The sequence below is a fragment of the Paenibacillus sp. FSL H7-0737 genome (assembly GCF_000758545.1).
GTDB lineage: Bacteria > Bacillota > Bacilli > Paenibacillales > Paenibacillaceae > Paenibacillus_AQ.
Genome location: NZ_CP009279.1, coordinates 4,753,964 through 4,779,642 on the forward strand (window position 1 = coordinate 4,753,964; position 25,679 = coordinate 4,779,642).

Genomic DNA, 25,679 nt, shown 5'->3' on the forward strand with positions numbered 1-25,679 from the left:
CCCTACTCCTTTACAGAACCAAGTGTCATTCCTTTAACAAAATACTTCTGCAAAAATGGATATACGATTAGAATAGGAGCAGCCCCGATAAAGATTTGCGCGGCTCTAACCGTTGTCTGCGAGATTAATTCCATCTCCTTCGGATTAATGCTCATGGAGCTCATATCCCGTTGAATGATAACGGTCTGCAGAAAGGTCGCCAGCGGAAACTGCTTGGAATTGTTCAAGTACAATAGTCCATCGAACCAGGAGTTCCAGTGGAACACCATACTAAACAGTGCAATCGTCGCAATCGATGGTAATGAAATCGGTAAGTAAATGCTGAACAAGGTACGGAAATGTCCTGCGCCGTCAATTAGCGAAGCTTCCTCCAAATCTTTAGGAATACCGCGGAAGAAGTTCAGCATCAGAATTACCAAGAATGTATTCACCGCACCTGGCAGAACGAGTACCCAGAAGGAATCCATTAAGCCAATCTTTTGAATAACAATATAGAATGGAATCAGACCACCATTAAACACCATGCTGAACACGAACAACCAGGAATAAACATTCCGGCCTTTGAAGGCTGAGTTTTCCTTAGATAGCGGATAAGCTGCCAGAAAAGTAATCAGAAGCGTAAGTCCGGTTCCGAGTACAGTTCTTTGTACGGATACCCATATAGAGTGTAGGAATATCGGATTATTCATTGTCTTTTTATAAGCTTCCAGAGAGAACTGCTTTGGCCACAAGCCCACCAGATTGGCATCAGCCGCAGACTTGGCACTGAAAGATACAGCTAATACGTGAATCAGAGGAACAATACACATGAGTGCGAGTATGATCAGAAAACAAGTATTGAATATGTTGAAAATACGATAACCTCTAGTTTTGTAATACATAGGTCTCCCTCTTCCATTGGTAGTTTAGAAAATGCGATATCCTGCCCATTTTTTAGCCAGACTGTATGATACAAGGATTAGGACCATACTAATGGCTGACTTGAACAGTCCGATTGCTGTACCAAAGCCCATCTCACCATTCAGAATAGCTGTCCGGTATACGAAGGTGTCGATAATATCGCCTTTCTGATAGACCAGCGGATTGTAGAGGTTAAAGATCTGGTCAAACCCTGCATTCAATACATTTCCGAGAGCCAGAGTACCTACCACAACAACCATTGGCAGTAGAGAAGGCATTGTGATAAAACGTGTCTGTTTCCAGCGGGTTGCACCATCTATTTCTGCAGCTTCATATAATGAAGGGTTAATTCCTGCTAGAGCAGCCAGGAAGACGATCGTGTTATAACCAAATTCCTTCCATACATCTGTGAGAATGACGGTGAACCTGAACCAGTTATTATCTCCTAAGAAAAAGATGGGTTTAATCCCCATACTCCCGAGGATCTGATTGACGAAGCCATCTGTAGCAAGCAAATCTAGCAAGATCCCGCCAAGGATGACCCAAGACAAGAAGTGAGGTAAATAAACCAATGTCTGAATTGTACGCTGTATATAAACCTTGCGAATCTCATTCAAAAGAATGGCGAAAACAAATGGCACAGCCAGATTGAAGATCATCTTCAGAACGGCAATAATCAATGTGTTCCAAATGACCTGCATGCTGTCATTACGTTCAAATAGATAGCGGAAATTATCTAATCCAACCCACGCTGATCCCGAAATTTTTAGCCATGGCTTATAATCCTGAAACGCCATCACAATTCCGCCCATCGGGATAAAGCTGAAGATGATCAGGAATATCATCGCCGGCAGCAACATTAAGTGAAATGGCCATGTTTTTTTAAGTGTTCTCATCCTTGGTCCCCCATATCGTGTCAAGTTCTTCTGTAACCATACTCAAATTATAGCAACGACAGGATTCCCCAAATAGCGAGCAAAACCAATATATATGGTACAAAACCAATCTCTTTACCGTATAGAAACAGAAGCTAATTTATACAAATTCGGATAACCGCTAACGCAAAAAGAGACGGTTCCCACAGCTAAATAAACAGCTGAGGAAACAGTCCCTAATTGTGCTACTTATACCCTTCACAGAGCATTATTTTACGCTGTCATACCATTCATTTACTTCTTTAGTGATTTGGTCGCCGCCGCCTGATTTCCAGGTCGTTACGAAGGTATCGAAAGCTTCTAGTGGCTTGTTGCCATAGATGATCTCATTAAACGTTTGGTTCTCGATTTTGTTCAGATAATCCATCTTCGATTTCATAGTTTCAGTAGTAGGACCAGTGAACATATTTTTGAAGGATTTATCCTCTTGTGCCAGCAGAACCTTTGCAGCTGCAGGGGTATCCTTACCATAGTTCACAGCTACATCCTTCTCCAAACGAGTGGTTGGTTCAGCACCATCTGCAAGATTAAGAAGGGCTTTCATTTGGGCATCCGGAATCCGGGCACCGTCACGAACCAGCATATAACGAACGCTGTTCACATAACCACCAGCAATTTTATCATTTTCAATCATCTTACCGTTTGCATCTAGTTCATAGTCATATCCTGCGAAGAGGCCATTATCCAGCTCGCTACCAGGCTTAGGATCAGCGAAGTTATCGAACAGATAGTTTTGATAGGTGAAGAATGCCTCTGGATTTTTCATCTTAGTGCTAATCAGAGTTACACCGTTGGTGAACTGTGTTCCATGACGCATAACTTTACCATCTGGTCCCGCTGGAATTTCAATTGGAGCCCATACAGCATCCGGAGCATTCTTCACAGTATCTTGAAGCGGCCAACCGCTCATCCAGTAAGGTCCTGGGAGAATACCTGCTGTACCCGCCACTGCCGGCTCAGCTGTTTTGTTCTCATCCCAAAGCGCTGCTTCTTGAGGAATGTAACCTTTTGCGAGCCATTCCTTCATTTTTTCCAGCCCTTGCTTCATACCTGCATTTACAGAGCCGTATTCCAATTTACCATCAGCATCAAGATTCCATTGCTGCGGAAGCGTTCCATAAGCACCGAAGATCCAGGAAGGATCGCCCATCCAAGTGTTCATCGATGTCTTAAAGCCGATACTAAGCGGAGTTACCTTGTCTGGTGCCAAGCCATCAGGGTTCTGATTCTTGAATGCATCCATAACTTTTTCTAGCTCATCTATCGTTTTAGGTGCTTGCATATTTAGCTTGTCCAGCCAATCTTGGCGGATCCAAAGAATGTAATCATGGTTGTACGCGTAATCGAGAACAGGCAGACCCATTCTTTTGCCATCACGGCTGTATTGGTTCCATACGTTCGGATCCTGTGCCATGGCTTCTTTCCAAGTAGCTGAAGCGTATTTATCAAACAGTGTTCCCACTTCAGCATACATACCGGAATCGATCAAATCCTGAGCAATCGTGCTATCACCTGTACCGATCGTTACAACATCGGGCATTTCCTGACCAGATGACATCGACAGGCGCAGTTTGGTTCCAAAAGCACCATTCGTATCTGTAATGGACCAAAGTGATTTAATATTGATGCCGAACTTTTCTTTTGTCCACTTCGTAGCTACGTTATTCTCAATGCTTTCCCCGTTCTTGAATTTAAGCTCAGGGTCAACACCCCATACCGTTGTAATGGTTACCTCAGGATCATATTTATCCTTGTAGGCGTTTTCAGAATTAGATGTTGTATTGGTAGTCGTATCACCGGCTGTATTCTTTCCATCAGCAGCATTATTGCCCGAACAACCTGCGAGACTACCTACCAAAAGCATACTCATACACAGGAGCGGCAGCCATCTCTTTCTCTTCATCGCGCTCATTTTGTTCCCCCTTAGATTCCTTAAGTGTTGGTTATGACTTAATTATAGGGAACGAAGATGATGTCGAATACGTCATTTAAACAAGGTTTCTGCACCTTTCTCAACCTCTCTATCCGTCACGAAACTCATTTGGTGTCATATTGTAATGCTTCTTGAACATTTTGCTGAAATATTGCGGATTCTGATATCCAAGTTCGGTCGTGATTTCATAGATTTTTTTATTCGTATTCTTAAGTAGATAAAGTGCACGTTCCATCCGCATGCGGATAATATAGTCTCCGAGCCCTTCTCCTGTCTCTGCCTTATATATTTTAGATAAGTACACAGGGTGCAGATACACATGATCCGCTATCGTCTTGACCGACAGATCATGCCCAGAATGGTTTCCTACCAGCTCATGTACCTGCTTTATAATGTAACTTTTCGTGTTCTGATCACTTTCTGAGAGTTCCTTCTGCAGCTTGTTTAACATATCAAAAGCCCAGTCCTTCAGCTTGTCAAAAGAAACAATAATGCTCTGTGTCAGCATCGGATCGAACGCATATTGATCGATTTGCGAGATGAACTGCCCCCCTTTGTGGGCAATGTACATGAATGCATTAGTAATGGACAGAAAGACTTCATACAGATGCTCACTTGAAAAGCGTGCATTCTCCATATCTCGGAACACATCAGCTATCTTCTGACGGGCTGTATCCCATTGCTTAGATTCCAGCAAATGAATGAGCGTTGGCGGACGATAAAGACTTTCGAGTGATTTGATGCTCATCATCTCCTGAAGATGACGATCCCCCAGATAAAGTACCGAGCCTGTTTCATTATGTGTTGTCAAATACATTGAACTTAAGCCACTTCGATAGGCAGCCGTCATCCCTTCGGGAAAAGCAAACCACTCCGTTACGATAAGCGATATCTCACCCTTCAGATAGTTACTCACACTAATTCTGAAGTTAGCAATCGCTGACTTAAGGATCTGTTGTCTCGCAGCATCGTAATTATTCGACTTCTCTAACTCTCGCTGGATGACTGGCTTCAGTTCCACAAGCAAAATTAAACAATCATGGGGTGCTTTGCAAAACCAGACATGGAATTGCTCCTTAAAGAGCTCCTCGGCAATATTGCCGATGGCATATTCCATTAGGGAAACCGAATGATGATCCATTGCGGCGTAATGTTTACCCAGCTGAATCAATAACATCGCCGCTTCAACATCTGATTCGAAAGAGATTTCATATTCCTTAAGCTTTAATGCAAGTGTCCGCTCAGACAGCACTCTACCAAGTAGTAACTCATGCATCAAGTTGGCCCGCAAAACACTGTAATCGGCTTTGCGATTATAGAGTAGCAAATGATATTTATCATGTGCCTCCCATTCGTCTTTTAGAGACTCAATCGCTCCGGAGATACTATTGATAAATTCCTCATCACTTACTGGCTTCAAAATATAATCAAAAGCCTGTAGCTGAATCGCCTTCTTAGCGTACTGAAAATCAGAAAAACCTGTCAGCAGAATCGACCGGATATCCGGCCATCTCTCACTCACCGTTTCAATTAATTGCAAACCGGACATTCCAGGCATCGAAATATCAGTAACCATGATATCTATGTCCTGCTGTTCCAATATTTCCAGAGCCTCGGCACCCGATGCCGCCTGATGCACTTGCTTTACGCCAATCTCGTCCCACGGAATCGTGCGGGCCAGACTTTCTGTTACATAAGGCTCATCATCGACTAACAATATCTCTATCATCATATTCCCTCCTAGATGTCATCCATATTATTGTCAGTTAGCGGTAACAACCACTGAAGTTTAACCTGCAATCCTCCGAGTGATGATGGTGCAATCGTCAATCCTGCATCCTCACCAAAACGCAGCCGCATTCTCTGATGCACATTCCAAAGCCCGCAGCCCATTTCTTCATCCATCGCTTTGCCTAGCTTATTTTCCAATACGATAATTTCCTCCGGGGTCATGCCTTTTCCGTCATCCTCAACCGTTAATGTCATAACTCTTCCGTTGCATGTGCCCGTAATTCGCACCAGCCCCTCTTTAGAGACAGGTTCAATCCCATGGATAACCGCATTCTCGACCAAAGGCTGAAGAACCAACGGAGGAAGATCTCTTTTCCGCATTTGCGGCGGGATATGAACTTCATATTGAAGTCTGCTCATCCTCATTTTTTGGATCTCCAGATAGTGAGTCACAAATTCCGTTTCTTCAGATAAAGCGACAAGATCGCGTTCTTGGCGGGTCGTATATCTGTAATACCGGGATAAATTATGTGACATACCGACGACAGCACCCATATTATCGAGCTTCGCCATACTCGTAATAAATGAGAAGCAATTATAGAAGAAATGCGGATTAATCTGGGATTGAAGCTGCTTTAATCTAGCTTCTCGAACATGGATCTTTTCCATTAACACATTCTCAATCAGCTTCTGAATCTGTTCCACCATGCTATTAAACCTTCCGGACAGAAAGCTGAACTCATTCTTACCTTTGATCTCCACCCGCGCAGAGTAGTCTCCTTGCTTCAACCTCTGGAAGCCTCCAACCAATAATCTAACGGGCACCTGCACCTGAACATACAGTAGATAGGCTACGAGACAGCTCATTAATAACAATGCACCAATAGCAAAATAAAATAAGCGATTGGAGGTTTGGATCGGATGCAGTATTTCTGACAGCGGCATATAGTCGATCAAATACCAGCCCATTTTATCCGAATAGACTATGTTTACACTGTAGGACTCACCATTAATGTTCACGGTACGATTTTCACTTTGCTTCAGCTGCTCTTGCTCCAGCCTTTTTACCAATTCATTAGCTAGTAGCTTGTCAGCACTACGGTTAAAGATAAGACCAGTGCCCTGTTTATAATAAAAAGGATCTCTCCTGCCATCACTTTTGAATTTATCCAGCATATCTTCAATGTTTCGGCTGTCAAACTCCACTTTCATAATCGTATTGGCTTTTTCAGGAGTGAACTCTGACATGAAGGGGGTAAAAGAAAACCAAGAGAACACAAAATGGTCGCCATCTTGCTCAATGATCTTTTCTACATGCCAGCCTGACTTTACTTCCCGCTTCAAATCCTCATCCGAATACGGTATAGCATCATTCTCTGACACCATTCGGTGGATGGACGGTGAATATAGATACAACTTACTCTTCCAGTTGGAGGAGCTTTCCTGAATACTGATTTTGGTCTGAATCCGCTTAATCGTGTTTATCGCATCCAGGTTCAAATGTGTTCCCTTCAAATAAGTATCCTTTAAGCTCAAAATATCAGGATCATGAATGAGCAGGATCGGCCAGGAGGACAACAGCTCCATATTGCTCTCTACTTGATTCTGAAAAAAACTGAGCTGATTGCTGTTCGAAGTATTTAATTCCGTACGTAGCACATCCGTGGTCGTCTTATTGGAATAGAAATAGAGGATCGTAATAGGAATCAGCATGATGACCATGATACTTACGATTTTGGTAAATAAATTATATCTATACACTTTCCTTCACACTCCGACTCAAATGTCATAGCCTCTATTGTACAAATAATCTTCATTAACGCATAGATAATTTCTCCCTGCAAAATGAGGTAGACAAGTGATAGCTTGTTCAAGCACTATTATCGTCCTCTCTATTGTAAAGGCTTAAATTATTGCGCTATATGCTACGTACGAAACATTTCTGCAGTTTTTGCAGTCTAATGTATTGTAGAGACATACAAAAAGGGATGATCCGAAAGCCGCTAGGCATTCCAGTCATCCCTTTATACTTTATTTAGTTCAATCTATACAATCAGAGTCTGTTCAGAGCGTTTGTGCTTTAGATTGTTGACTCGATATGAAGAATAAAGCGGTCCAGATCAACGCGAACCCGATAATTTGCGGTAGCGTGACGAGCTGCTGGAATACGATCCAGTTAATGATTACTCCCGTCATAGGAAAGCTTAGTTCAGCCAATGTAGCAAAGGAAGCTTTGGTAGTGCTGAGTCCTTTGTAATACATCAGCATACTGAGTAGTCCTGGCAGCAGAGCCTGCAGCAACAAATTAATGGCGATGGCAGCAGATGCACCAAATCCACCATTAATCTGCCAAGGAGCACCTTCTAATGTGGTGATAATGAAAAGCAACGGCAGCGCCAATATAAATCTTAGGGAAGTCACTGTCTCATATTTCATAGACCCAAGCAGATAACGTCCCATTACTGTTGAGCCACCCCACAATGCGGCCGCTCCTAAGGCCATCAGACTGCTAACACCGATGAAGTTGTTCACATGTCCGAATGGAATACTCCAGCCAAAGGTCAGCAGATAGGTTCCTACCAGTGCCACAATAATGAGGATTCCGAAATTTTTAGGCAGACGTTCTTTAAGAATTAAGGCTGCAAGCCCGATAGCGAATATCGGCTGAAGCTTTTGCAGCAACAGCACAGCATTTAAATCCCCACTGGAGAGTGCCATCGTAAATAGAATTGTCGCCCCGGCAGAACCTCCCCAGGAAACAATTAGCAAAGCTCCAATCTGGCGAAATCCAATGCCTTTTAGCTCCGCCCGGTGACGCCAAAGAACAGGGGAAGCAGCCAAGAAAAGCACCACATGCTCCAAAAGAACAATTTGCGATGAGGTCAAAGATTTTAAGAGGATAATACGAAAGAGCGGATCAACGCCCCATAGTGCTGCACCGAACACAACGAGCCAAAACCCACTGCGTAACGGTGACGTGCTGCTTACCTTATTAGCTGATGATGAAGCTGTTACATTACTCATTATTCCATTCTCCTTGTCGATACAAACCCTCGATAAGAGACCAAAAACCCCCGAATCACCATAAAAGGTCGACTCGGGGGCATTATCAATAAAGACGTACAGGATAGACTCCTAGCGCCTTTATCTTATGATCCTCTCCCATCCGGACTTTACCGTCGGCTCTGGATTCACACCAGATCAGTCACTTCTCTGCAAGCAGAACAAGTGAGTCGCGGGCTCAGTTCGCTTTGAACATTACCGCCGGTTGGGAATTTCACCCTACCCCGAGAATCTTGTATTCCGTTGTTTTTTTCACAATCTCAGAATAAACCTCTTCTTGCCATTCGTCCAGTACTTTATGAAAATATACATAAAATTTTCATGTATCACAGCTTTTCTTACATATTTTTTTCGTTATTGTTCTACTGTCCCATCCCAAAAAATCTGTATAATGAAATTATGTTTATTTTTCCATAGTTTAGGAATTTTTCTAAGGAGGTTGTTATGAAGGAATCATTTTGGACGAAGGAGTCATTCTGGACGAAGTTATTGTTCTCCTTTTTTGCTGTCGGAGTCATAGCTTTTTTAGGATTCATAGGTTCGATAATTACCGCGCTTTTCGGGGGACTAATGTTTTATACTCCACTTGTGGCGATTTTATCTGTTGTGATAGCTATTTATGTTGTACTCCTTATATTTAATGTGTTGTCCCGAAAAACAAGCAATATTATATTGCTATCCATCCTCGGACTTAGTGTGCTCGTAACCGCAGGATATGAGATCAAACAAGCATATATCAACAGCATTGCCACGGTCGATGATCGGGAAGTTAATTTGGTACTATACGAACCTTTTGCTGAGAATACCAAAGCAGTGAATTTGGATAAACCTTCTTCATATCATATCGATAACAACTTACCAAAATTGGATGGCGCAACCGCACTATACCCACTGTATTCAGCTTTCGTACAATCTGCTTATCCTGCGGCCAGTTATAATCCATATGATTTCCAAACAAGTCAAGTGATTTGCAGTAGCACACCGGAAGCTTACAAAAGACTAATCGAAGGTGACACTGATATTATCTTTGTCGCTGCTCCTTCTCTTGCCCAACAGAAACATGCGAAGCGAAAAGGCGTTGAGCTGAAGCTCACACCCATCGGCCGCGAGGCTTTCGTATTTTTTGTGAATAAACGAAACGAAGTAACTGGACTTTCCACCGCCCAGCTTAAAGATATCTACGCAGGCAAGATCACCAATTGGAAAGATGTAGGCGGAGCTAATAACCGTATTCGCGCTTTTCAACGCCCAGAGGATAGTGGGAGCCAGACGATGCTGCAAAAGTTTATGGGAGACACTACACTCATGACACCTCCTAAGGAAGACGTGGCGGATATTATGAGTGGAATTATTAAACAAACCTCCAGTTATCGCAATTATAAAAATGCACTCGGGTACAGCTTCTTATTTTACGCCTCAGAAATGAATCAAAGTGGGGAAATTGCACTACTCGCCATTGATGGTGTTAAGCCCGACAAAGAAAGTATTCGCAGTGGACAGTACCCTTTGGCTACAGAATTTTATGCTGTGACTGCTGGAAGTGACAACCCCAATATTCAGCCCTTTCTAGATTGGATGCAATCTGCTCAAGGTCAGGAATTGGTAGAAAAAACGGGTTATACTTCTTTGCAATAAAATATTGTTACGAAAAGAGAGCTAACCCAAATGTTTGGGAAAGCTCTCTTTTCGCTTTTTATACCGAAATTTTTCCTTTTTCACTCTAAAAGAGCGCAACTTTTGGAAACTATTGTCGTTTAAGATTTATATAAGCCGAAACTGCATCATAGGAAGAAAAAGTAAGAATTGCTAGAAACCAAGAAACGGGGATGGTAGGGATTGCAGATGAAGAAGTTTGGTTTTTTGGCGTTACTGCTGCTTTTGTTGGTGCTGGTTCATCCAGGAACTGGTTATGCCGGCTCTGCAGAGACACACATCAATCTAGACGGCAATGATCTTAAGATTTCAAAAGAAGCACAAGTTCAAATTGTAAATGGAAGCGTGATGGTTCCACTTCGCCTCGTTACGGAGCAGCTTGGTTATACCGTGAAATGGGATAATGTGACCAAGACTGCAACCATTGAGCAAAAGGGAACGACATTAAAGCTTATCGTGAATAATGCGATGGCAGAGGCTTCGGGGAAACAGGTAAAACTGGACAACCCTCCTTTTCTCAGTGGCAACACGACCCTCGTTCCTTTAAGATTTGTTGGTGAACAGACAGGAACTACTGTCGGTTGGGATAATGTGACCAAAACGGTATACTTAACTTCTCCAGTACCAGAGATTGGCGGAAGCGAACCAGAAATTACAGTTCCAGACACATCTGTAACCGCACCCTCTGATAATGGATCGAATGGTAACACAACAACTGATGGAAACACCTCGACGGCAGCAGTCACAAATCTTAGCTTCATCGATAACAAGCTCATCATCGCGATGAACGGCAGTGTAACACCAAATGTATTCACAATGACAGATAAAGACCGAATTGTCGTAGATTTACCGAATACCAGCTTTGGCGACAGCTTTCATCAGAACCTTTCTGTCGGAAAAAACCAAAGTGGGCAGTTGACGATTACCGAATATCCTAACGTCTCAACCATTCGTTATTCATTATTCAGTAGTTCTCCCTCTACGATCCGGATCGTGATTGATCTGAACAGTGCGAATAACTACAGTGTAACGAATGCTAACGACGGACTTATTATAGTGGATCTAAATGGGACAAGCACAACGCCTCCTGCAACCACTGTACCTGAAGTACCGGTCACAACGCCTCCACCTTCTTCTGGCAACACAGACAAGAAGATAATTGTTATTGATGCAGGACATGGTGGGAAAGATCCTGGCACTGGAAGTAACCGCAAAGAGAAGGATTTCACCTTGCCAACAGCACTGAAAATTGCAGAATTACTAAAGAAAGAGCCAAATATTGAGGTTGTGCTCACTCGAAGTGATGATACATACCCGACCCTGCAGGACAGATCCAACCTCGCCAATAAGGTAAAAGCAGATTTGTTTATCTCTGTTCATGCCAATAGTATCCCAGTGGGCAGTAAGAGCAATCCTAGTGGTACAGAGACCTATTACACACGTAAAGATAGTTTATTATTCGCGCAAACCGTTCATAAATATCTTACTGTTGCTACAGGTCTTCAGGATCGAGGGGTTCGTCAAGCAAATTATCATGTAACAAGAGAAACTAAAATGCCAGCCATTTTATTAGAATGTGGTTACTTAAGTAATACCAAGGACGAAGCATTACTCTTCACAGTAGATGTTCAGAATAGGATAGCCGAAGCAGTAGTTCTAGGGATTAAGGAATATTTAGGTCGATAGAAAAAAGGGGAGCTTCTTAGCCAATTGGCTAAGAAGCTCCCCTTTCTATTTTTATTCTTGTTTGTTATTCCAAACACTCATTCGTTCTCTTAGATTAGAAGTGTGTAGCTCTAACTGAATCCCATCTGGATCGAGAAAGTTGACGGTCCAGCCTACTCCCCTTTTAACAGGTCCTCTAATGATTCGTACTTCGTGGGTACGGAGTACCTGTACAGCCTCCTCGAAATGTTCTTCCGCTATACTAAAGGCAATGTGGTCTATCCCAATTACACTGCCCATTAATTCAGTGTATTCTGGCTTTTCAATGAGGCAAATCCATGCGCTTCCCCATTCCATATAGGCATCTGTATTGCCTTTGTGTATTAGCTGAAGACCCAAAATACCAGTATAAAAATTCAATGAACGTGATAAATCACTCACATTTACCGTCACATGATTAAATCCTTGGACCTTCATCCCCGTTCATCTCCTCAGACTTCTCAAACCAGAATAGAGACAATTCTCTTGCGTTTCTCTGAATCGGGATCTTGAGTTACTCGCATCTCTTCATCAAAGATCAGTGTAGGACGTTCTTCCAGATTATACTCAGGCCATGATAGCTCGGATGTAGCTGGGTTTCCTCGATGAGCAAAGGCAATCCATGCCGTATGCATACTTTCAGCCAATTTTTGCATCGCCGGTGTAATTTCCGCACCCAAGCGAGTTACATGAGACAAATTGTTAAAAGCATAGACAATTTCCGCACCATGTACAGCTTTGTTTAACAATGGATGGCCAGGGACCGTCCCATCAAAACGATACATCCAAACAGGCGCATAGGCCAATTGATTCTCAGCTAAGGATATAGAGGTTCCCCAGAAATATAGATCCGTTAGAATCTCCGCCTGTCCTTCCCATGTAGAAGAATAGTGGCTGGCAACCTCCGCCAGACTTCCAGTTCCCATCATCTGCTCCAGCGCCTTGAGCGATTCATCAAAGTCTGCACCTGGTGTTTCTCCCCTGAAAAATAAATTCCCCTCATCTCGATTGGTTCCAATCAACAACGGAATCCCCTGGGCTGATCCTTCTGCCACAGCCTGTGCAGGATCTACAGGAAGCGTATCCCCATCAATGACAGGCTGAAATAACATGCCTATTGAACCACCCGTTAATTTAATAGTCATTCTTGTGGCTGCTTCTATAATTTGTTCCGCTGAGAACGTATTAAGTAGGCTAGTATCTCCATCAGGAGAAATGCCTAGTTCAGTAAGTAATGCTACAGCAATATCTTTTCCTTGTTGATTTGACAAGGTTTGAGCAGCCCCACTTTGCATGATCGCTCCAGCAAATAATCCCTTTGCAGCAGGCATAGCCAGAAGGGCAGCGATACTCATGCTGCCAGCTGATTCTCCAAATACCGTAACTCGCTGAGGGTCGCCTCCAAAGGCGGCAATATTAAGCTTTACCCATTCCAGCGCGGCAATTTGATCCAGCAAGCCTTGATTAGACGCAAATCCATCACCAAGCGAAGACAGATGCATAAAACCAAATGGTCCCAGTCGATAATTAATCGTCACCAAGACAACATTACCATTCTTCGCGAAACTAGTGCCATCAAACTGTGGCTGACTTCCAGCGCCAGTCACAAATGTACCCCCGTGGATCCAAAACATAACAGGGAGTGCCTCGCCTGGGGATGCAGGTGACCATACATTTAAATACAAACAATCTTCAGAATGACGAGGTGTTAAGCCACCGAAACGCGTACCTCTCGTATCCGCTGGCTGATGGCTAACTGGACCAAATTCAGAAGCATCTCTAATTCCGCTCCAAGCTTCTGGTGGCTGCGGCGCACGAAATCGAAGCTCTCCAACTGGTGGAGCGGCAAAAGGGATTCCACGCCAAACGTTCACGCCATCCTCCTCTCGTCCTTGAAGCTTACCGTAAGAGGTTACTGCTATCGGTCCTACCATTACATTTCACCCTTCCACATTATTCCTTATTCTCTTCAATCTGCTTATACAATCCGGACTGGAACCGGAACCATTGAAAAATATGTGTAAATACAACCTTGAGCACCGCGTAACCAGGAACTGCAAGGATAATGCCAAGAACGCCAAACATTTTGCCGGCAAAAATAATCACAAAAATGATCGTGATCGGATGAATCTTCAGTGTCTTGCCCATAATCTGCGGAGAGATAAACTTTCCTTCAATCAGCTGTACAGCCGTCCAAACGATGATCATCTTCAGCAGCATAAATGGTGAAGTGACCATGGCCACAATTAAGGCTGGTGTAATAGCAATTGCCGGACCCAAATAGGGAACAACTGCTGTACAAGCAGCGGCAATGGCAAGGACAAGTGAATACTCCAGACCAATAATCAAGTAGCCAATATAGAGCAGCGCACCAATGCAGCAGCTTACTATAATTTGCCCTCGAATATAGGAAGATACCTGGGCGTTCATCTCCGACATTACCATCCGAGTCTGCGGCTGCAGCGCGGTAGGTACAAATTTCAAAATGTAATCTGGCAATCTTTTTCCATCACGAAGCAAGTAGAATAGAATAAACGGTGTCGTCACCACCGCCAGCACAATCTCCGTAACGGCTCCGACGAAGCTCCCTACACCTGTTAGCGCATTATTCAGAAAAGAAGTGCCCCAAGCCGTAATTTTACTGGTGATTTCACTTAGGTTAGTTCCTATACTATCTTGAACTTGACCAAAGAATTCGCTTCCCGTCAGATTCATAAATCGTTCCTGGATCAAGTCACTATACCTTGGAAAATCGTCAATCAAACCAGATAATTGCGTTCGAAGAATCGGAATCACCATCACCAGAATCAACGTAATAATACCCGCAATTAACAGATAAAGAATGATGATTGCATACACACGTTTCATCCTGAATCTTTTTCCCATCAGGTCTACTAACGGATTCAGCAAATAATAAGCGATACCGGATAGTAACAATGGTGCAGCCACCGTGTGCAGCAATACAGATATAGGCGTAAAAATAAACGGTATCTTTGAGAACACCAGGATAGTTACCCCAGTTAACAATAAAATAAGTAAGGTTACCACAAATTTGTTGTTCAGAAAAAACTTCTTAAACTTCCCCGGCCACACCTGCAGCCTCTCCATCGAACCCTCTCCCCCATGCGCCACCTTATATGAAGTGTTATTTTATTCACTTTTTAATAGCATAGTCAACGTTAGGGGCGCAAGTCAAATTTGATATCTGCAATTCTGCCCGCCTTCACAAAACCAATCGATTGATATACTTTGTTAGAATCCAGGTTTTTGGCATCTGCTACGCCATGAATTCTGCAATCGTAGTACTGTATTCTTCAGTCGCAAGCATCATATATGTATGAAAAGTTTCTTCATGTAATTCACAAAAAGATTCCGTAAACAACTGCGCCGGTTCTGCATGATCATCCACTGTAAACCTCTTAAACATGTCTATTCCCCCCAGATCTTCCTTTCATTCAATCATAATCCTCTACTAAACAAAAAGAAACGAAGTTGCTTTCCTGAAAAGACAAAAAAATACCGCCAGCGCATTGACGGTACTTCAATCATTTCTACTTAGATTTCACTTAGCTGCGAACCTTCGATCAGTGAACAGCTATTTTTTCTTCTTCCCTTTAGCTCCCTTGTCATTTGCAGCCATCAGCTGACCATCATATGTATACAGCAGATGATCCTCAAGTCTCTCGCCTTGTAAATGCTTCCGTACTAGCGATTTCGCTGATTTAGGTGTGATCTCTTTATACCACACGCCTTCAGGGTATGCGATTACGACGCAGGAATCTGAACATCTACCATTACAACGGGTTACCGTCGTATGTATAAGACTCTGTGCACCTTGCTTTTCAATCTCATCTTCTATCGCTTCAGCTACCTCTTCACCTTTATGTTTCTTGCAGCTGCTACCATTACATATCAACAAGTGACTTACGGTTCCTTGTAAATTCCAAGTTGTCATGAAATCCCCCATTCCTTTCATACCTAAAAATATTCGTTAGCGGATTATTCTAAACACTATCATAAGAGCCATTATAGTCAATAGAAAGAAAGACTGGTATACTATAATTGAGAATGATTATCATTGAAAAAAGGGAGCGACTTCTACCATGCCCATCCAATCCGGCGGGATGCCACATCATTCCCATCCTTTTTATATGCCTGTTAAGATTAGTAGCCTAACAAGTCTTTCCCACTACGCAACCGATAACATCCCAGCTACGAATTCCTGTATTATGTTTGTCTGGGAAGGTAAAGGTCAGCTTGAGATAGATGGCGAACTTCATAGCCTCGAATCCGGAAGCATCATGATCTTTGCTGCAACTTCAAATTTGAAGCTAGAGAATGAGCAACAGTTACAGGGGATGTGGATAGAGTACACCAGTATGCCCAACCGTAGGCAAGAGCATTATTTTCTAAATGGCAGCCCAGCCTTACACCACGCCTCCACACAATTGATCGCATTGTCTGGTGAGCTTTACAGTGCTTGGATAGAACCCGATGATCGGAAACCGTTTAAGGTCCAGCAATTATTCACCCAATTCATCGTGGATCTTCATCATGAACTGACTGCAAAAAAGGAGACTTCAGGAGGATGGATTGAAAATGTGTTTGAATACATAGAAGCTCATTACAACGAAGATATTACTCGGGAGCAGATGGCTACGTTAGCTGGGGTAAGCCCTGAACACTTCTCACGTACCTTTCGTAAAATTATGGGTCAAACTTTCAGCGCTTATATTACACTGTTAAGAATCCGCAGAGCACAGCAGCGAATCCTCACCAGTTCCCCAAATCTAACAACACTGGCGCATGAGGTTGGTTATGAAGAAGGAACTTATCTGAGCCGTAAATTCAAGCAGCTTGTGGGTCTTTCACCTACAGCCTATCAGAATAAGAACAAAAAAATTGTTGCTTTAAACTACAATCACACAGCTATCCTACGGGTACTGGAAATTATGCCTCAACTCGGTGTTTATTCGGATTGGCATCGGAGCTTAGAGCAAGTGCCAGCCTCCAAACAACTTACGATGAACGAAGGTAACTCTTCCCTTCTATTTGATTCGATAGCTTTAGCAGAACCAGATATCATTATCAGCTACAATATTCCTGAGAATAAGATGCTGACTCCAGTTGCTCCGGTCATTGAATTACCCTTTATGCAAATGAGCTGGCGAGAGCAATTTGGTTTGATCGCTGATGTAGTCAACCGGCGACAGCGAGCAGAAGAATGGTTAGGTCATTACGATGGGCTCTGCCATACTGCCAATAAGAAACTGAATCATTCGATAGGATCGGAAAGAGGGACAGCTATCGTTTGGGAGCTTAGTTCCCGAGCAGCTTATTGTTTCAGTAGCAGTTACGGTAGGGGGTGTCAGATTTTGTACGGAGATCTTGGATTCAAGCCACCATCCATCATTATGGAGAACGGAATAATGGATTCAGGGTATCTAGTGTCATCTATTGAGGAAATCGGAACCTATCCTGCAGACTATATTATTATCACTAGCATCCCATCATCTTCTGAGGGAAGAAAACGCCTCTCTCGCCTTCTGCATTCTCGTGATTGGAAGCAGTTAGATGCAGTCCGTAACAATCGGGTATACATCCTGAACCAGGGTGACATGTTCTATGGATTTGATCCGCTGTCTTCTCAAGCACAGCTTAAAGAATTGCTGCATGTGATGACATCATAAATATGCACAAACGAAGATCATATTCGTCCATAGTAAATAACCAGAGAAGATTGTAAAGTTCTTATTGAGAATGATAATCAATTACCATAGGAGGAACAACAAATTGCATAATCTACAAAAGAATACTTCGAAACAGAATCATTGGCTTCTATTTCCCTTCATGCTGACGTTAATTCTAGTCCTATCAGCTTGTGGAAATTCCAATACTACGGTGGAGAATACAGGTGGTACCAGTAATACAACAGCAGCAACACAAGCACCAACCGAAACTAATCAAGAAGCAGAAAGTGCTGAAACTCCTACTGTCAAAACAGTAAGTACCGTAAAAGGTGATGTTGAAATCCCTGTTCATCCTAAACGAATTGTCGCTGAGGAATACTTGGGAAGTCTAATAGCTCTTGATACCATTCCTATCGGAGCTCCAGGCTTGACCTTAGAGAATATGTATTATAAGGAGGCTCTTACCGGTGTTACAGACACAGGGGCGTACGGTAAAATGTCACCTGAAAAAATCATCGCACTAAATCCTGACTTGATTATTTCGGGACAAGCAGAAAGCTATGAAACGCTTAGCAAAATTGCTCCTACCATCATTGTGCCTTACGGGGATTTAAAAGATGCTCATGCAGAATTAACCTATTTCGGAGAACTCCTTGGAAAGGAACAAGAAGCAAAGAATTGGCTTGCAGATTATGACAAACGGATAGCCGAAGCTAAAGCAAAAGTGGACAAGGCCCTCCCGGCAGATGCAACCTTCTCCATCATGGAAGACGGTGGAAAATCCATCTGGGTCTATGGCGATAACTTTGGCCGAGGCGGACAGCCCATCTATCAAGCGCTTGGTCGCAAGCCGCCTACAGAAGTAGCAGCGGAGATTATGGAGAAGCAATGGGCGGAAATTTCTAAAGAAGCGTTAACTAAATATGCCGGAGATTATATTATCTTAACCTCAAATAACCTTACAGAAGCTGATTACAAGGCTGATTCATTTTGGGGCAACCTTCCTGCAGTCAAAAATGGACACCTCTATGTTTGGAAAGAAGAACGTTCCTGGTATTATGACCCTATCGCGGTATTAACCCAGACCGAAGAGCTGGCCGATTGGCTAATAAATAATAAATAATGCATGAGGAAAAGGGATGTCCGAAGCCATAGCGGCTAAGCGGACATCCCTTTATTGTTGTACAAAATTCCTACTAAGATAACTTATAAGCATCTAAAGGCGTTTTATCTGTGAGTGTTGTTATCTCACGCTTCAAATTTAACTTATTGTAGGGACTTCAACAACGTGACTATCTCATCCAGCTGCTTGTCCAGCGCATAAGCATCAGAGAGATAATAAGTTTTGAGATCGTAGGTGAACACATGACCCGCCTTAACAGCAGGTAGGCTTTGCCAGAAGACACTGTCCAGAATGTCCAGCTTATCCTGCTCCACACCACGACTGAAGCCTTGGAATATATAATCAGCTTCTCCTAGATACTCGGGCAGCGTTTCGAGAGAAAGGGAAGCCCAGCCTTCCTTAAAGGCTACCTCTTCGACAAGATCAGGTGCATGCAGCCCCAATCCGTTGTATATAATCTCTCCACCACGCCCATATGACGAACCGTATAGAAACAGCTCTTTACCGGCAATTTCAAAGATTGCCACCTTTTTGTCAGCTGCGATCAGATCGGCCAATTCCGCTTTCTTCGCTTCCAGCTTCTGATTGAAATCCGTCACCCATTTTACAGCCTGCTGCTCCTTGTTCAAGATTTTCCCGATCTCAATCAATCGTTCCTTATAGTCGTATTTACCCCAAGGAATAAAGACAGTCGGAGCAATCTTGGAGATTTGCTCATAGGTATCTTCCTGATAAGTGATAATCAAATCCGGTTCCAGGCTCGTTATTTTCTCCAGGGACACCGTCATGTCATCACCCACTACTTCTACACCTGTAAGCGCCTCTTTGAAATATGGATGATTCAAGATGTCATTCCCAGCTACGGCAATGGGCGTCACCCCCAGCGTCAGAAGATCACCGATAAAGTCTTGTACCGGAATTACAATTCTTTGTGGATTGCGTGGGATCTGCACCGGACCTTTGTCGCTTTCATATGTCCAGTACTCTGCATCAGCAGCCGGCTCCGTGCTGGCAACTACAGAATCATTAGTGCTTTTAGCCACTTCAGCAGACGTGCTAGCTGGAGCATTCCCCTGATTAGCAGCTTGTCCGCATGCGCTCAACATTAGCACCAGCGTAAGTACAACGGCTATCATACTTGTTTTTCCTAACGATATTACTCTGTACAATGTAAATCCCCCTTGAGACTTTATATTATTGTGATATTGATAATCAATATCATTTAGATCCATGTTTAATATAACGTCTCCGTGGGAAAACATATATACACGCTAATACATCAATTTGGCTATGGACGATTGTCAGCTTAACTTATGGCCGATTAACAAATCTGTCTGTATCTCCAACTGACGTTCGAGTGCAAGCCCTTCGCTGCCCCAAAATTCCTCAAGCTTGAGGTAATATATGCGTTCATTCCTGAATGCTGGAAGATTGCGCCAAACCACACTCTTGCTAATGCGTTTACGTGTTCTCGACATCCAGTCCTCTCGTCCTGATACAACCACAAACATATGGTCAGCCGCGTATATTGGCAATTCCGACAGTGAGATGCATAGATGATCATTCCGCTCCAGAACATCTGACCTTACCTTGTCCGGCGGAGCTAACCCTAGCATTGGATACAGATTGTACACACCTCGGGCTGTATGATTCCAGATATAAATACTGTTATCTTGCCTAATCTCATACACCGCTACCGTTTCACCAGATTCAATTAGTGAGGACAAGCGCTGCTTGGCCAAATCTATTTTCAAATGATAGTGCCTTATCCATGCCTCTGCCTTCTCCTCTTCTCCCAGCAGTCTGCCGAATAAACGAATCTGTTCTAAGCGGTCCATCTCATCACATTCCACCGTAACTAGTGGACCCAACTTTTCCATGCATTTAAGCTGACGGGGGCTCAGATAGGTCGGTGCAATGACTATATCAGCTTCCAGTCCAGACAAGTCCGCTTCCGCCGGACATCCCTGTAATTCAAACGATCGTACATCCGCCAGTTCCGGCTGCAAAAGCAATGAGTAGTTCATCACATCTTTTTCAACCGCGACAGGCTTCACACCCAGCGCAAGTAAATCCCCTAAAAATTGCAACGCTACAATCCGCTTCGGTTTGGGACGCAAACGGAAATCTGTTGGAGTCATCCCGGTGACTTGCTTGAATTTCCGGCTCAGATATAGTCCATCTGAATAGCCTACTTTTTGAGAAATTTGCTGGATTGTTGCTTGGCTGGACATCAAATATTTTTTCGCTTTATTCACTCTTAAATGAGCTACATATTCGGTGAAGCTCCACCCCGTCTGCTTGCGGAACCATACTGAGAAATAGCGAGGATTAAATCCCATCATTCTAGACATCATCTCTCGCGTAATCTCCTTTTGGATGTTCTGGTGAATATAAGAGAGCATTCTGAAATATGAACTATCCGTAATGTCTGCTTCAGTGTCAGCCTCTACGACCAGTTGATGCAGCTGATACAGCAAGGATTGAATTCTATCTGCCTGTACTTCTAAATTATTGGCAGCAACATCTTCCAATTCGCTGAATAAGCGGGTTATTTTATTCGTCGTACGTACTGGTAAAATCCCATTGACCGGAAAAAATTCACGGCAAAGTCCATAAACCAATTCTTGCTCAGTGCTATTGCTTAGCCCATATACCTCATAGGAGATTGCTAGAACAGAGATAACGGTCTCTAATGGAGCATTAATATGATAAATCGTACCTGCACTTAAAAAAAGAATTTCACCTATTTTAAGAGCTACTGTCTCTCCTTCAATGGTTATTAGAACGGTAGCTTCTATTGGTGTCAGGAAGAGTGGGGACTGGGCCATCTGGAGATTACTGATGTGACCACCGCCGCATTGGCGTTTCCCAGCCTCTTTTAACATATAAATTCTGTGTACCAGGTTATTATTAGATAGCTTCATTCCTGCTCCCTTCCAGATCATCAGGCTATTAAACCTTGAAATATAAAGAAGGCGCATAAGGCTTCTCTCCGCTCGAAATGGATAAGAAGCCCTATACGCACAACATTAAAATCAAACCTATTCCTTAAGAATTTACCGCTATTAATGGTCGTCAACGACACCAAGCGCCTTATTCTTCTCTTTGAACCGCTCATTGTGAGAAGACACATAAGCAACTTTAGCCGCAGTTGGATCTATGAACAGCTTGGCACTATTAAGCGCCAGAACTGCATCGGTGAAGGCACCGGCAATTAAACGTACCTTACTTGTATAATCCACAAAGTCACCAGCTGCAAATATGCCAGGGAGATTGGTCTCCAGCTTATCAGATACGTTCGCACACCATTCGCCCATATCAAGGCCCCACTCTTTTAACGGGCCAAAATCGCTCTTAAGACCATGGTTTACGATCACTGCATCCACTTCAAATTGCTCTGATTCACCTGTCTCTATGTGGTTGATCGTCACCTGATCTATCGTTTCCCCATTACTGCTGTGTAATTGGCTTACTGCATAGGGCACGCGGACATTGACCGAAGATTCCTTCATCCGCACAATATTTTTCTCATGACCCCCAAACTGTTCACGACGGTGCACAATCGTTACACTTGCTGCAATCGACTCCAGTTCATTTGCCCAGTCTACTGCAGAGTCTCCTCCGCCGGAGATCAGCACCCTTTTACCACGGAATGGCTCTAGCTCCTGAACGGTATAATGAAGATTCGTCACCTCATAGCGATCCGCACCTTCGATTTCGAGCTTAGCCATTTGTAGGATTCCGTAACCAATTGCCAGAATAACGGTTCGTGTCCAGTGTTGTTCCCCGGTAGACGAGGTTAAGATATATGTCCCGTCTTCTTGTCTCTCTTGATTCATAATTTGCTGTCCCAGCACAATGGTGGGTTCAAAGGTCTGCGCCTGCTCCTTGAGCTGCCCAATCAGCTGATGACAAAGCGTCGGCGTTACTCCGCCTACGTCCCAGATCATTTTTTCAGGATAAATAAGCATTCTTCCTCCGAGCTCATCCTTCGCTTCAATCAACTTCGTCTTGAGGTCTCTCATTCCACTATAAAAAGCTGTATACATCCCAGCAGGTCCGCCGCCAATAATCGTTACATCGTATAATTCCAGTTGATTGTTCATTATGTCCCTCCAAAAGTATATTCTATTGATGCCCTTAGCTTCTTACGCTCCAAATTGTGCCTCATGTAGTCGACTGTAAATTCCGGTAGTCTGTAACAGTTCTTCATGTCTGCCTTGTTCAGCGATACCACCTTCCGCAACAACAACAATACGGTCGGCATTCTTGATCGTTGCCAATCGATGAGCTATAACAAGCGTCGTACGACCTTGTGACAACTCTGCAAGTGCTTCCTGAATTGCGGACTCCGTCTCGGTATCCAACGCCGATGTGGCTTCGTCTAGAATGAGAATCGTTGGATTCTTCAGGAACATCCGGGCAATGGACAGCCGCTGCTTCTGACCTCCAGAGAGCTTAACGCCCCGCTCCCCGATCATAGTATCCAGTCCAGCAGGCTGGGATTTGATCAGCTCTTCCAATTGGGCGCGCCGTGCTGCCTCCCAGATTTCTTCATCGGAGGCACCCAACCGCCCGTAAGCGATATTCTCACGGATGGTTCCGTCAAACAGAAATACATCTTGCTGTACAATCCCGATGTGTGAACGAAGAGATTCAAGCTTCATGGAACGAATATCAATTCCATCAATGCTAATGTTACCCTCACTTACATCATAGAAGCGAGGTAGTAGACTACAAAGCGTTGTCTTACCCGCACCAGATGGACCGACCAGAGCAACGGTCTCTCCTGCTTGAATCGACAGATTCACATTTTGGAGTACGTTCTCTTTATCGCTGTAGGCGAAAGCCACATCATGGAAGGTTATATTCCCCTTAAGATCATGAACTGTCTTAGCGTCAATCGCATCATCAACATCCGGCTCCGTCTCCAGCAGTTCGAGATAACGTTTAAAACCTGCAATGCCTTTGGGATAGGTCTCAATGACCGAGTTAATCTGTTGTAATGGTCCTAAAAATACATTGGACAACATCACAAAAGCAATAAATTCACCGTAGGTCATTTGCTTCTGGATTACAAAATATGTTCCGCATACGAGAACAAATAACGAGACCAGTTTCATGAGAACAAAGCTAAAGGATGAATTCCAAGCCATAATTCGATAGGTCATCAGCTTTGTTATACGGAAGCGTTCGTTATTGACCGCAAAACGGGAAATTTCATGATTCTCATTAGCAAAAGCTTGCACAACGCGGATCCCGCTTACATTGTTCTCCACGCGTGCGTTATAGTCAGCAATGTCCGCGAACATGATGTGGAAGGCTTTAGACATTTTCCGGCTGAAGTACATGGATAAATAAATCATAAGCGGAACGATTACAAACGTCAGAATAGCTAATTGCCAATTGATACTGAGCATAATGCCAAACACACCGAGCAGCGTCATTACTGCTATAAAGAGATCCTCTGGCCCGTGGTGGGCAATCTCACCGATGTCCATCAAATCATTTGTCATCCGGGATACTAGATGGCCGGTCTTGTTGTTGTCAAAGAAATTGAAAGATAACTTCTGAACTCGGTCAAAAAGCTTTTTTCTCATATCCGATTCGATATTAATCCCCAGCTTATGCCCCCAGTAAGTGACGACAAAATGCATAAAGGCACTGACAATATATATCCCCAGCAAGCCGAGGCATGAATAGAGTATCCATCTCCAATTGCCGCTTGGCAGCAGATCATCTACTACCCGGTTAACGGCTAACGGAAAGACCAGTTCAAGTAGTGCAGCAGCAATAGCACAAGAAAAATCAAGAATAAACAATCCCTTATAGGGCCTATAGTAAGCAAAAAAACGACGCAACATGTTAATAATTCGCTCCTTCTGGTGAGAGATCAGCCTACTTTCATCAAGATTTCGTACGGGCTAACAAATACAAAAAGTATGGTGCTCCAATTACAGCTACAACGATACCCGTAGGAATCTCAGACGGCTGGAGGATCCAGCGTCCAATGGTATCCGCTGTAATAACGAGTAGTGACCCAAGCAGTGCCGAAGTCGGAAGCATGAGTTGATGCTTCGGCCCAACTAACCGTCTCGCCAAATGGGGTCCGACCAATCCCACAAAACCAATTCCACCGCTGACAGCGACACTCGCCGCTGCTAATCCTACCGCAGCCGCAAGAAGCCGAAATTGTTCCTTCGTTACTGCAGCACCAAGTCCCACAGCGGTCTGCTCCCCTAGATTCAGTACGTTCATCACCCTTGCCTTATAGATGACATAAGGCACCAGAATAAGAATCCACGGTAGGAGTGAAAGTACAAACTTCCAGCTTGTTCCCCAAATGCTGCCTGCTAGCCAAGTAGCGACGAATTGGTATTTTTCTGGATCAAGCCTTAGCGTAAGCACGATCATAGCTGCACTCATCCCAGCTGCGACAGCTACACCAGTCAACAGTAGACGCATAGGCGATATTCCTTGGTGCCGTTTATAAGCTAGAGCATAGATTAAGGCAGCTGTAAGCCCCGCACCGACGAACGCTACCATTGGCAACAGATACACCGGAGCCGCGGTTGCCGTAGGGTAAAAAGAGATTAACAGCATAACCATAATTCCTGCACCAGCATTAATCCCTAAGATACCAGGGTCCGCTAACGCATTACGAAAGACGCCCTGCATCACAGCACCGGATACAGCCAGACCTGCCCCAATTAGAACGGAAATCACAATACGTGGCAGCCGAAACTGAAACAAGATTAACTCCTGCTTGTCGGTTCCTTTACCGAACAATGTATTAATCAACTCCATAGGAGTCAAACGTATGTAACCTGTATTCATACTAATAATAAAAGCAATCACAATTAGTACAGCCAACGAAATCATGATAATTAAGCCCCGTTTGTTTTTGGCGGCTTCGAAGGAACCGAATGTCGTTTTTTCCATCA

General features: G+C 43.6%; 20 protein-coding genes and 1 riboswitch. Of the genes, 4 read left to right on the plus strand and 16 right to left on the minus strand.

Annotation, left to right across the window (positions count from 1 at the left end; all coding sequences use genetic code 11):
* Window positions 1-2: 2 nt before the first annotated feature.
* The 6 genes from H70737_RS20905 to H70737_RS20930 form a co-directional block, all read right to left on the minus strand.
* Window positions 3-881 carry a carbohydrate ABC transporter permease gene (locus tag H70737_RS20905; RefSeq protein WP_042190304.1) on the minus strand — a complete coding sequence of 293 codons (879 nt, stop codon included), beginning with the start codon at window positions 879-881 and terminating at the stop codon, window positions 3-5.
* 24 nt (window positions 882-905) lie between these two features.
* Window positions 906-1,796, minus strand: coding sequence for an ABC transporter permease (locus tag H70737_RS20910; RefSeq protein WP_042129685.1), 891 nt, complete (start codon window positions 1,794-1,796; stop codon window positions 906-908).
* 247 nt (window positions 1,797-2,043) lie between these two features.
* Window positions 2,044-3,747, minus strand: coding sequence for a type 2 periplasmic-binding domain-containing protein (locus H70737_RS20915; RefSeq protein WP_042190306.1), 1,704 nt, complete (start codon window positions 3,745-3,747; stop codon window positions 2,044-2,046).
* Between the two features lie 109 nt (window positions 3,748-3,856).
* Window positions 3,857-5,497, minus strand: coding sequence for a response regulator transcription factor (locus tag H70737_RS20920; protein ID WP_042190308.1), 1,641 nt, complete (start codon window positions 5,495-5,497; stop codon window positions 3,857-3,859).
* 11 nt (window positions 5,498-5,508) lie between these two features.
* The gene (locus H70737_RS20925; RefSeq protein ID WP_042190311.1) at window positions 5,509-7,260 is read right to left on the minus strand and encodes a sensor histidine kinase; all 1,752 of its coding nucleotides are present in this window, start codon (window positions 7,258-7,260) and stop codon (window positions 5,509-5,511) included.
* A 303-nt stretch (window positions 7,261-7,563) separates the two neighbouring features.
* Window positions 7,564-8,523, minus strand: coding sequence for a DMT family transporter (locus H70737_RS20930; RefSeq protein ID WP_042190313.1), 960 nt, complete (start codon window positions 8,521-8,523; stop codon window positions 7,564-7,566).
* Between the two features lie 126 nt (window positions 8,524-8,649).
* Window positions 8,650-8,798, minus strand: a riboswitch (FMN riboswitch).
* Between the two features lie 208 nt (window positions 8,799-9,006).
* Between H70737_RS20930 and H70737_RS20935 the strand changes: the two genes are divergently transcribed.
* Window positions 9,007-10,197, plus strand: a complete 1,191-nt coding sequence (locus tag H70737_RS20935; RefSeq protein ID WP_081951174.1) for a PstS family phosphate ABC transporter substrate-binding protein — start codon at window positions 9,007-9,009, stop codon at window positions 10,195-10,197.
* Between the two features lie 207 nt (window positions 10,198-10,404).
* A complete protein-coding gene (locus tag H70737_RS20940; protein WP_042194292.1) occupies window positions 10,405-11,901 on the plus strand; it encodes an N-acetylmuramoyl-L-alanine amidase family protein in 1,497 nt (498 codons plus the stop codon).
* A 51-nt stretch (window positions 11,902-11,952) separates the two neighbouring features.
* On the opposite strand, the gene H70737_RS20945 is transcribed toward H70737_RS20940, so the two are convergent.
* The 5 genes from H70737_RS20945 to H70737_RS20960 form a co-directional block, all read right to left on the minus strand.
* On the minus strand, window positions 11,953-12,357 hold the full coding sequence (locus H70737_RS20945) for a VOC family protein (protein WP_042190315.1): 405 nt from the start codon (window positions 12,355-12,357) through the stop codon (window positions 11,953-11,955).
* 23 nt (window positions 12,358-12,380) lie between these two features.
* Entirely contained in the window at window positions 12,381-13,853 is a 1,473-nt protein-coding gene (locus tag H70737_RS20950) for a carboxylesterase/lipase family protein (protein ID WP_042190317.1), read from the minus strand.
* 19 nt (window positions 13,854-13,872) lie between these two features.
* Window positions 13,873-15,027 (minus strand): AI-2E family transporter, encoded by a 1,155-nt coding sequence (locus H70737_RS20955; protein ID WP_042190319.1) that lies wholly within the window; start codon window positions 15,025-15,027, stop codon window positions 13,873-13,875.
* Window positions 15,028-15,196: 169 nt separating this feature from the next.
* Window positions 15,197-15,346, minus strand: a complete 150-nt coding sequence (locus tag H70737_RS30815; protein ID WP_156113160.1) for a hypothetical protein — start codon at window positions 15,344-15,346, stop codon at window positions 15,197-15,199.
* Between the two features lie 168 nt (window positions 15,347-15,514).
* The gene (locus H70737_RS20960; RefSeq protein ID WP_042190321.1) at window positions 15,515-15,874 is read right to left on the minus strand and encodes a (2Fe-2S) ferredoxin domain-containing protein; all 360 of its coding nucleotides are present in this window, start codon (window positions 15,872-15,874) and stop codon (window positions 15,515-15,517) included.
* A gap of 148 nt (window positions 15,875-16,022) precedes the next feature.
* On the opposite strand from H70737_RS20960, the gene H70737_RS20965 reads away from it, so the two are divergent.
* Window positions 16,023-17,609, plus strand: coding sequence for an AraC family transcriptional regulator (locus H70737_RS20965; protein ID WP_042190323.1), 1,587 nt, complete (start codon window positions 16,023-16,025; stop codon window positions 17,607-17,609).
* Window positions 17,610-17,712: 103 nt separating this feature from the next.
* Window positions 17,713-18,732, plus strand: coding sequence for an ABC transporter substrate-binding protein (locus H70737_RS20970; RefSeq protein ID WP_231573322.1), 1,020 nt, complete (start codon window positions 17,713-17,715; stop codon window positions 18,730-18,732).
* Window positions 18,733-18,875: 143 nt separating this feature from the next.
* Here H70737_RS20970 and H70737_RS20975 read toward each other — a convergent pair whose 3' ends face one another.
* The 5 genes from H70737_RS20975 to H70737_RS20995 form a co-directional block, all read right to left on the minus strand.
* The gene (locus tag H70737_RS20975; protein WP_231573323.1) at window positions 18,876-19,901 is read right to left on the minus strand and encodes an iron-hydroxamate ABC transporter substrate-binding protein; all 1,026 of its coding nucleotides are present in this window, start codon (window positions 19,899-19,901) and stop codon (window positions 18,876-18,878) included.
* 132 nt (window positions 19,902-20,033) lie between these two features.
* On the minus strand, window positions 20,034-21,659 hold the full coding sequence (locus H70737_RS20980; RefSeq protein ID WP_197071237.1) for a helix-turn-helix domain-containing protein: 1,626 nt from the start codon (window positions 21,657-21,659) through the stop codon (window positions 20,034-20,036).
* 141 nt (window positions 21,660-21,800) lie between these two features.
* Window positions 21,801-22,841, minus strand: a complete 1,041-nt coding sequence (locus H70737_RS20985) for an NAD(P)/FAD-dependent oxidoreductase (protein WP_042190330.1) — start codon at window positions 22,839-22,841, stop codon at window positions 21,801-21,803.
* Between the two features lie 42 nt (window positions 22,842-22,883).
* On the minus strand, window positions 22,884-24,599 hold the full coding sequence (locus tag H70737_RS20990) for an ABC transporter ATP-binding protein (protein WP_042190332.1): 1,716 nt from the start codon (window positions 24,597-24,599) through the stop codon (window positions 22,884-22,886).
* Between the two features lie 43 nt (window positions 24,600-24,642).
* On the minus strand, window positions 24,643-25,677 hold the full coding sequence (locus H70737_RS20995; RefSeq protein WP_042194295.1) for a FecCD family ABC transporter permease: 1,035 nt from the start codon (window positions 25,675-25,677) through the stop codon (window positions 24,643-24,645).
* Window positions 25,678-25,679: the final 2 nt, after the last annotated feature.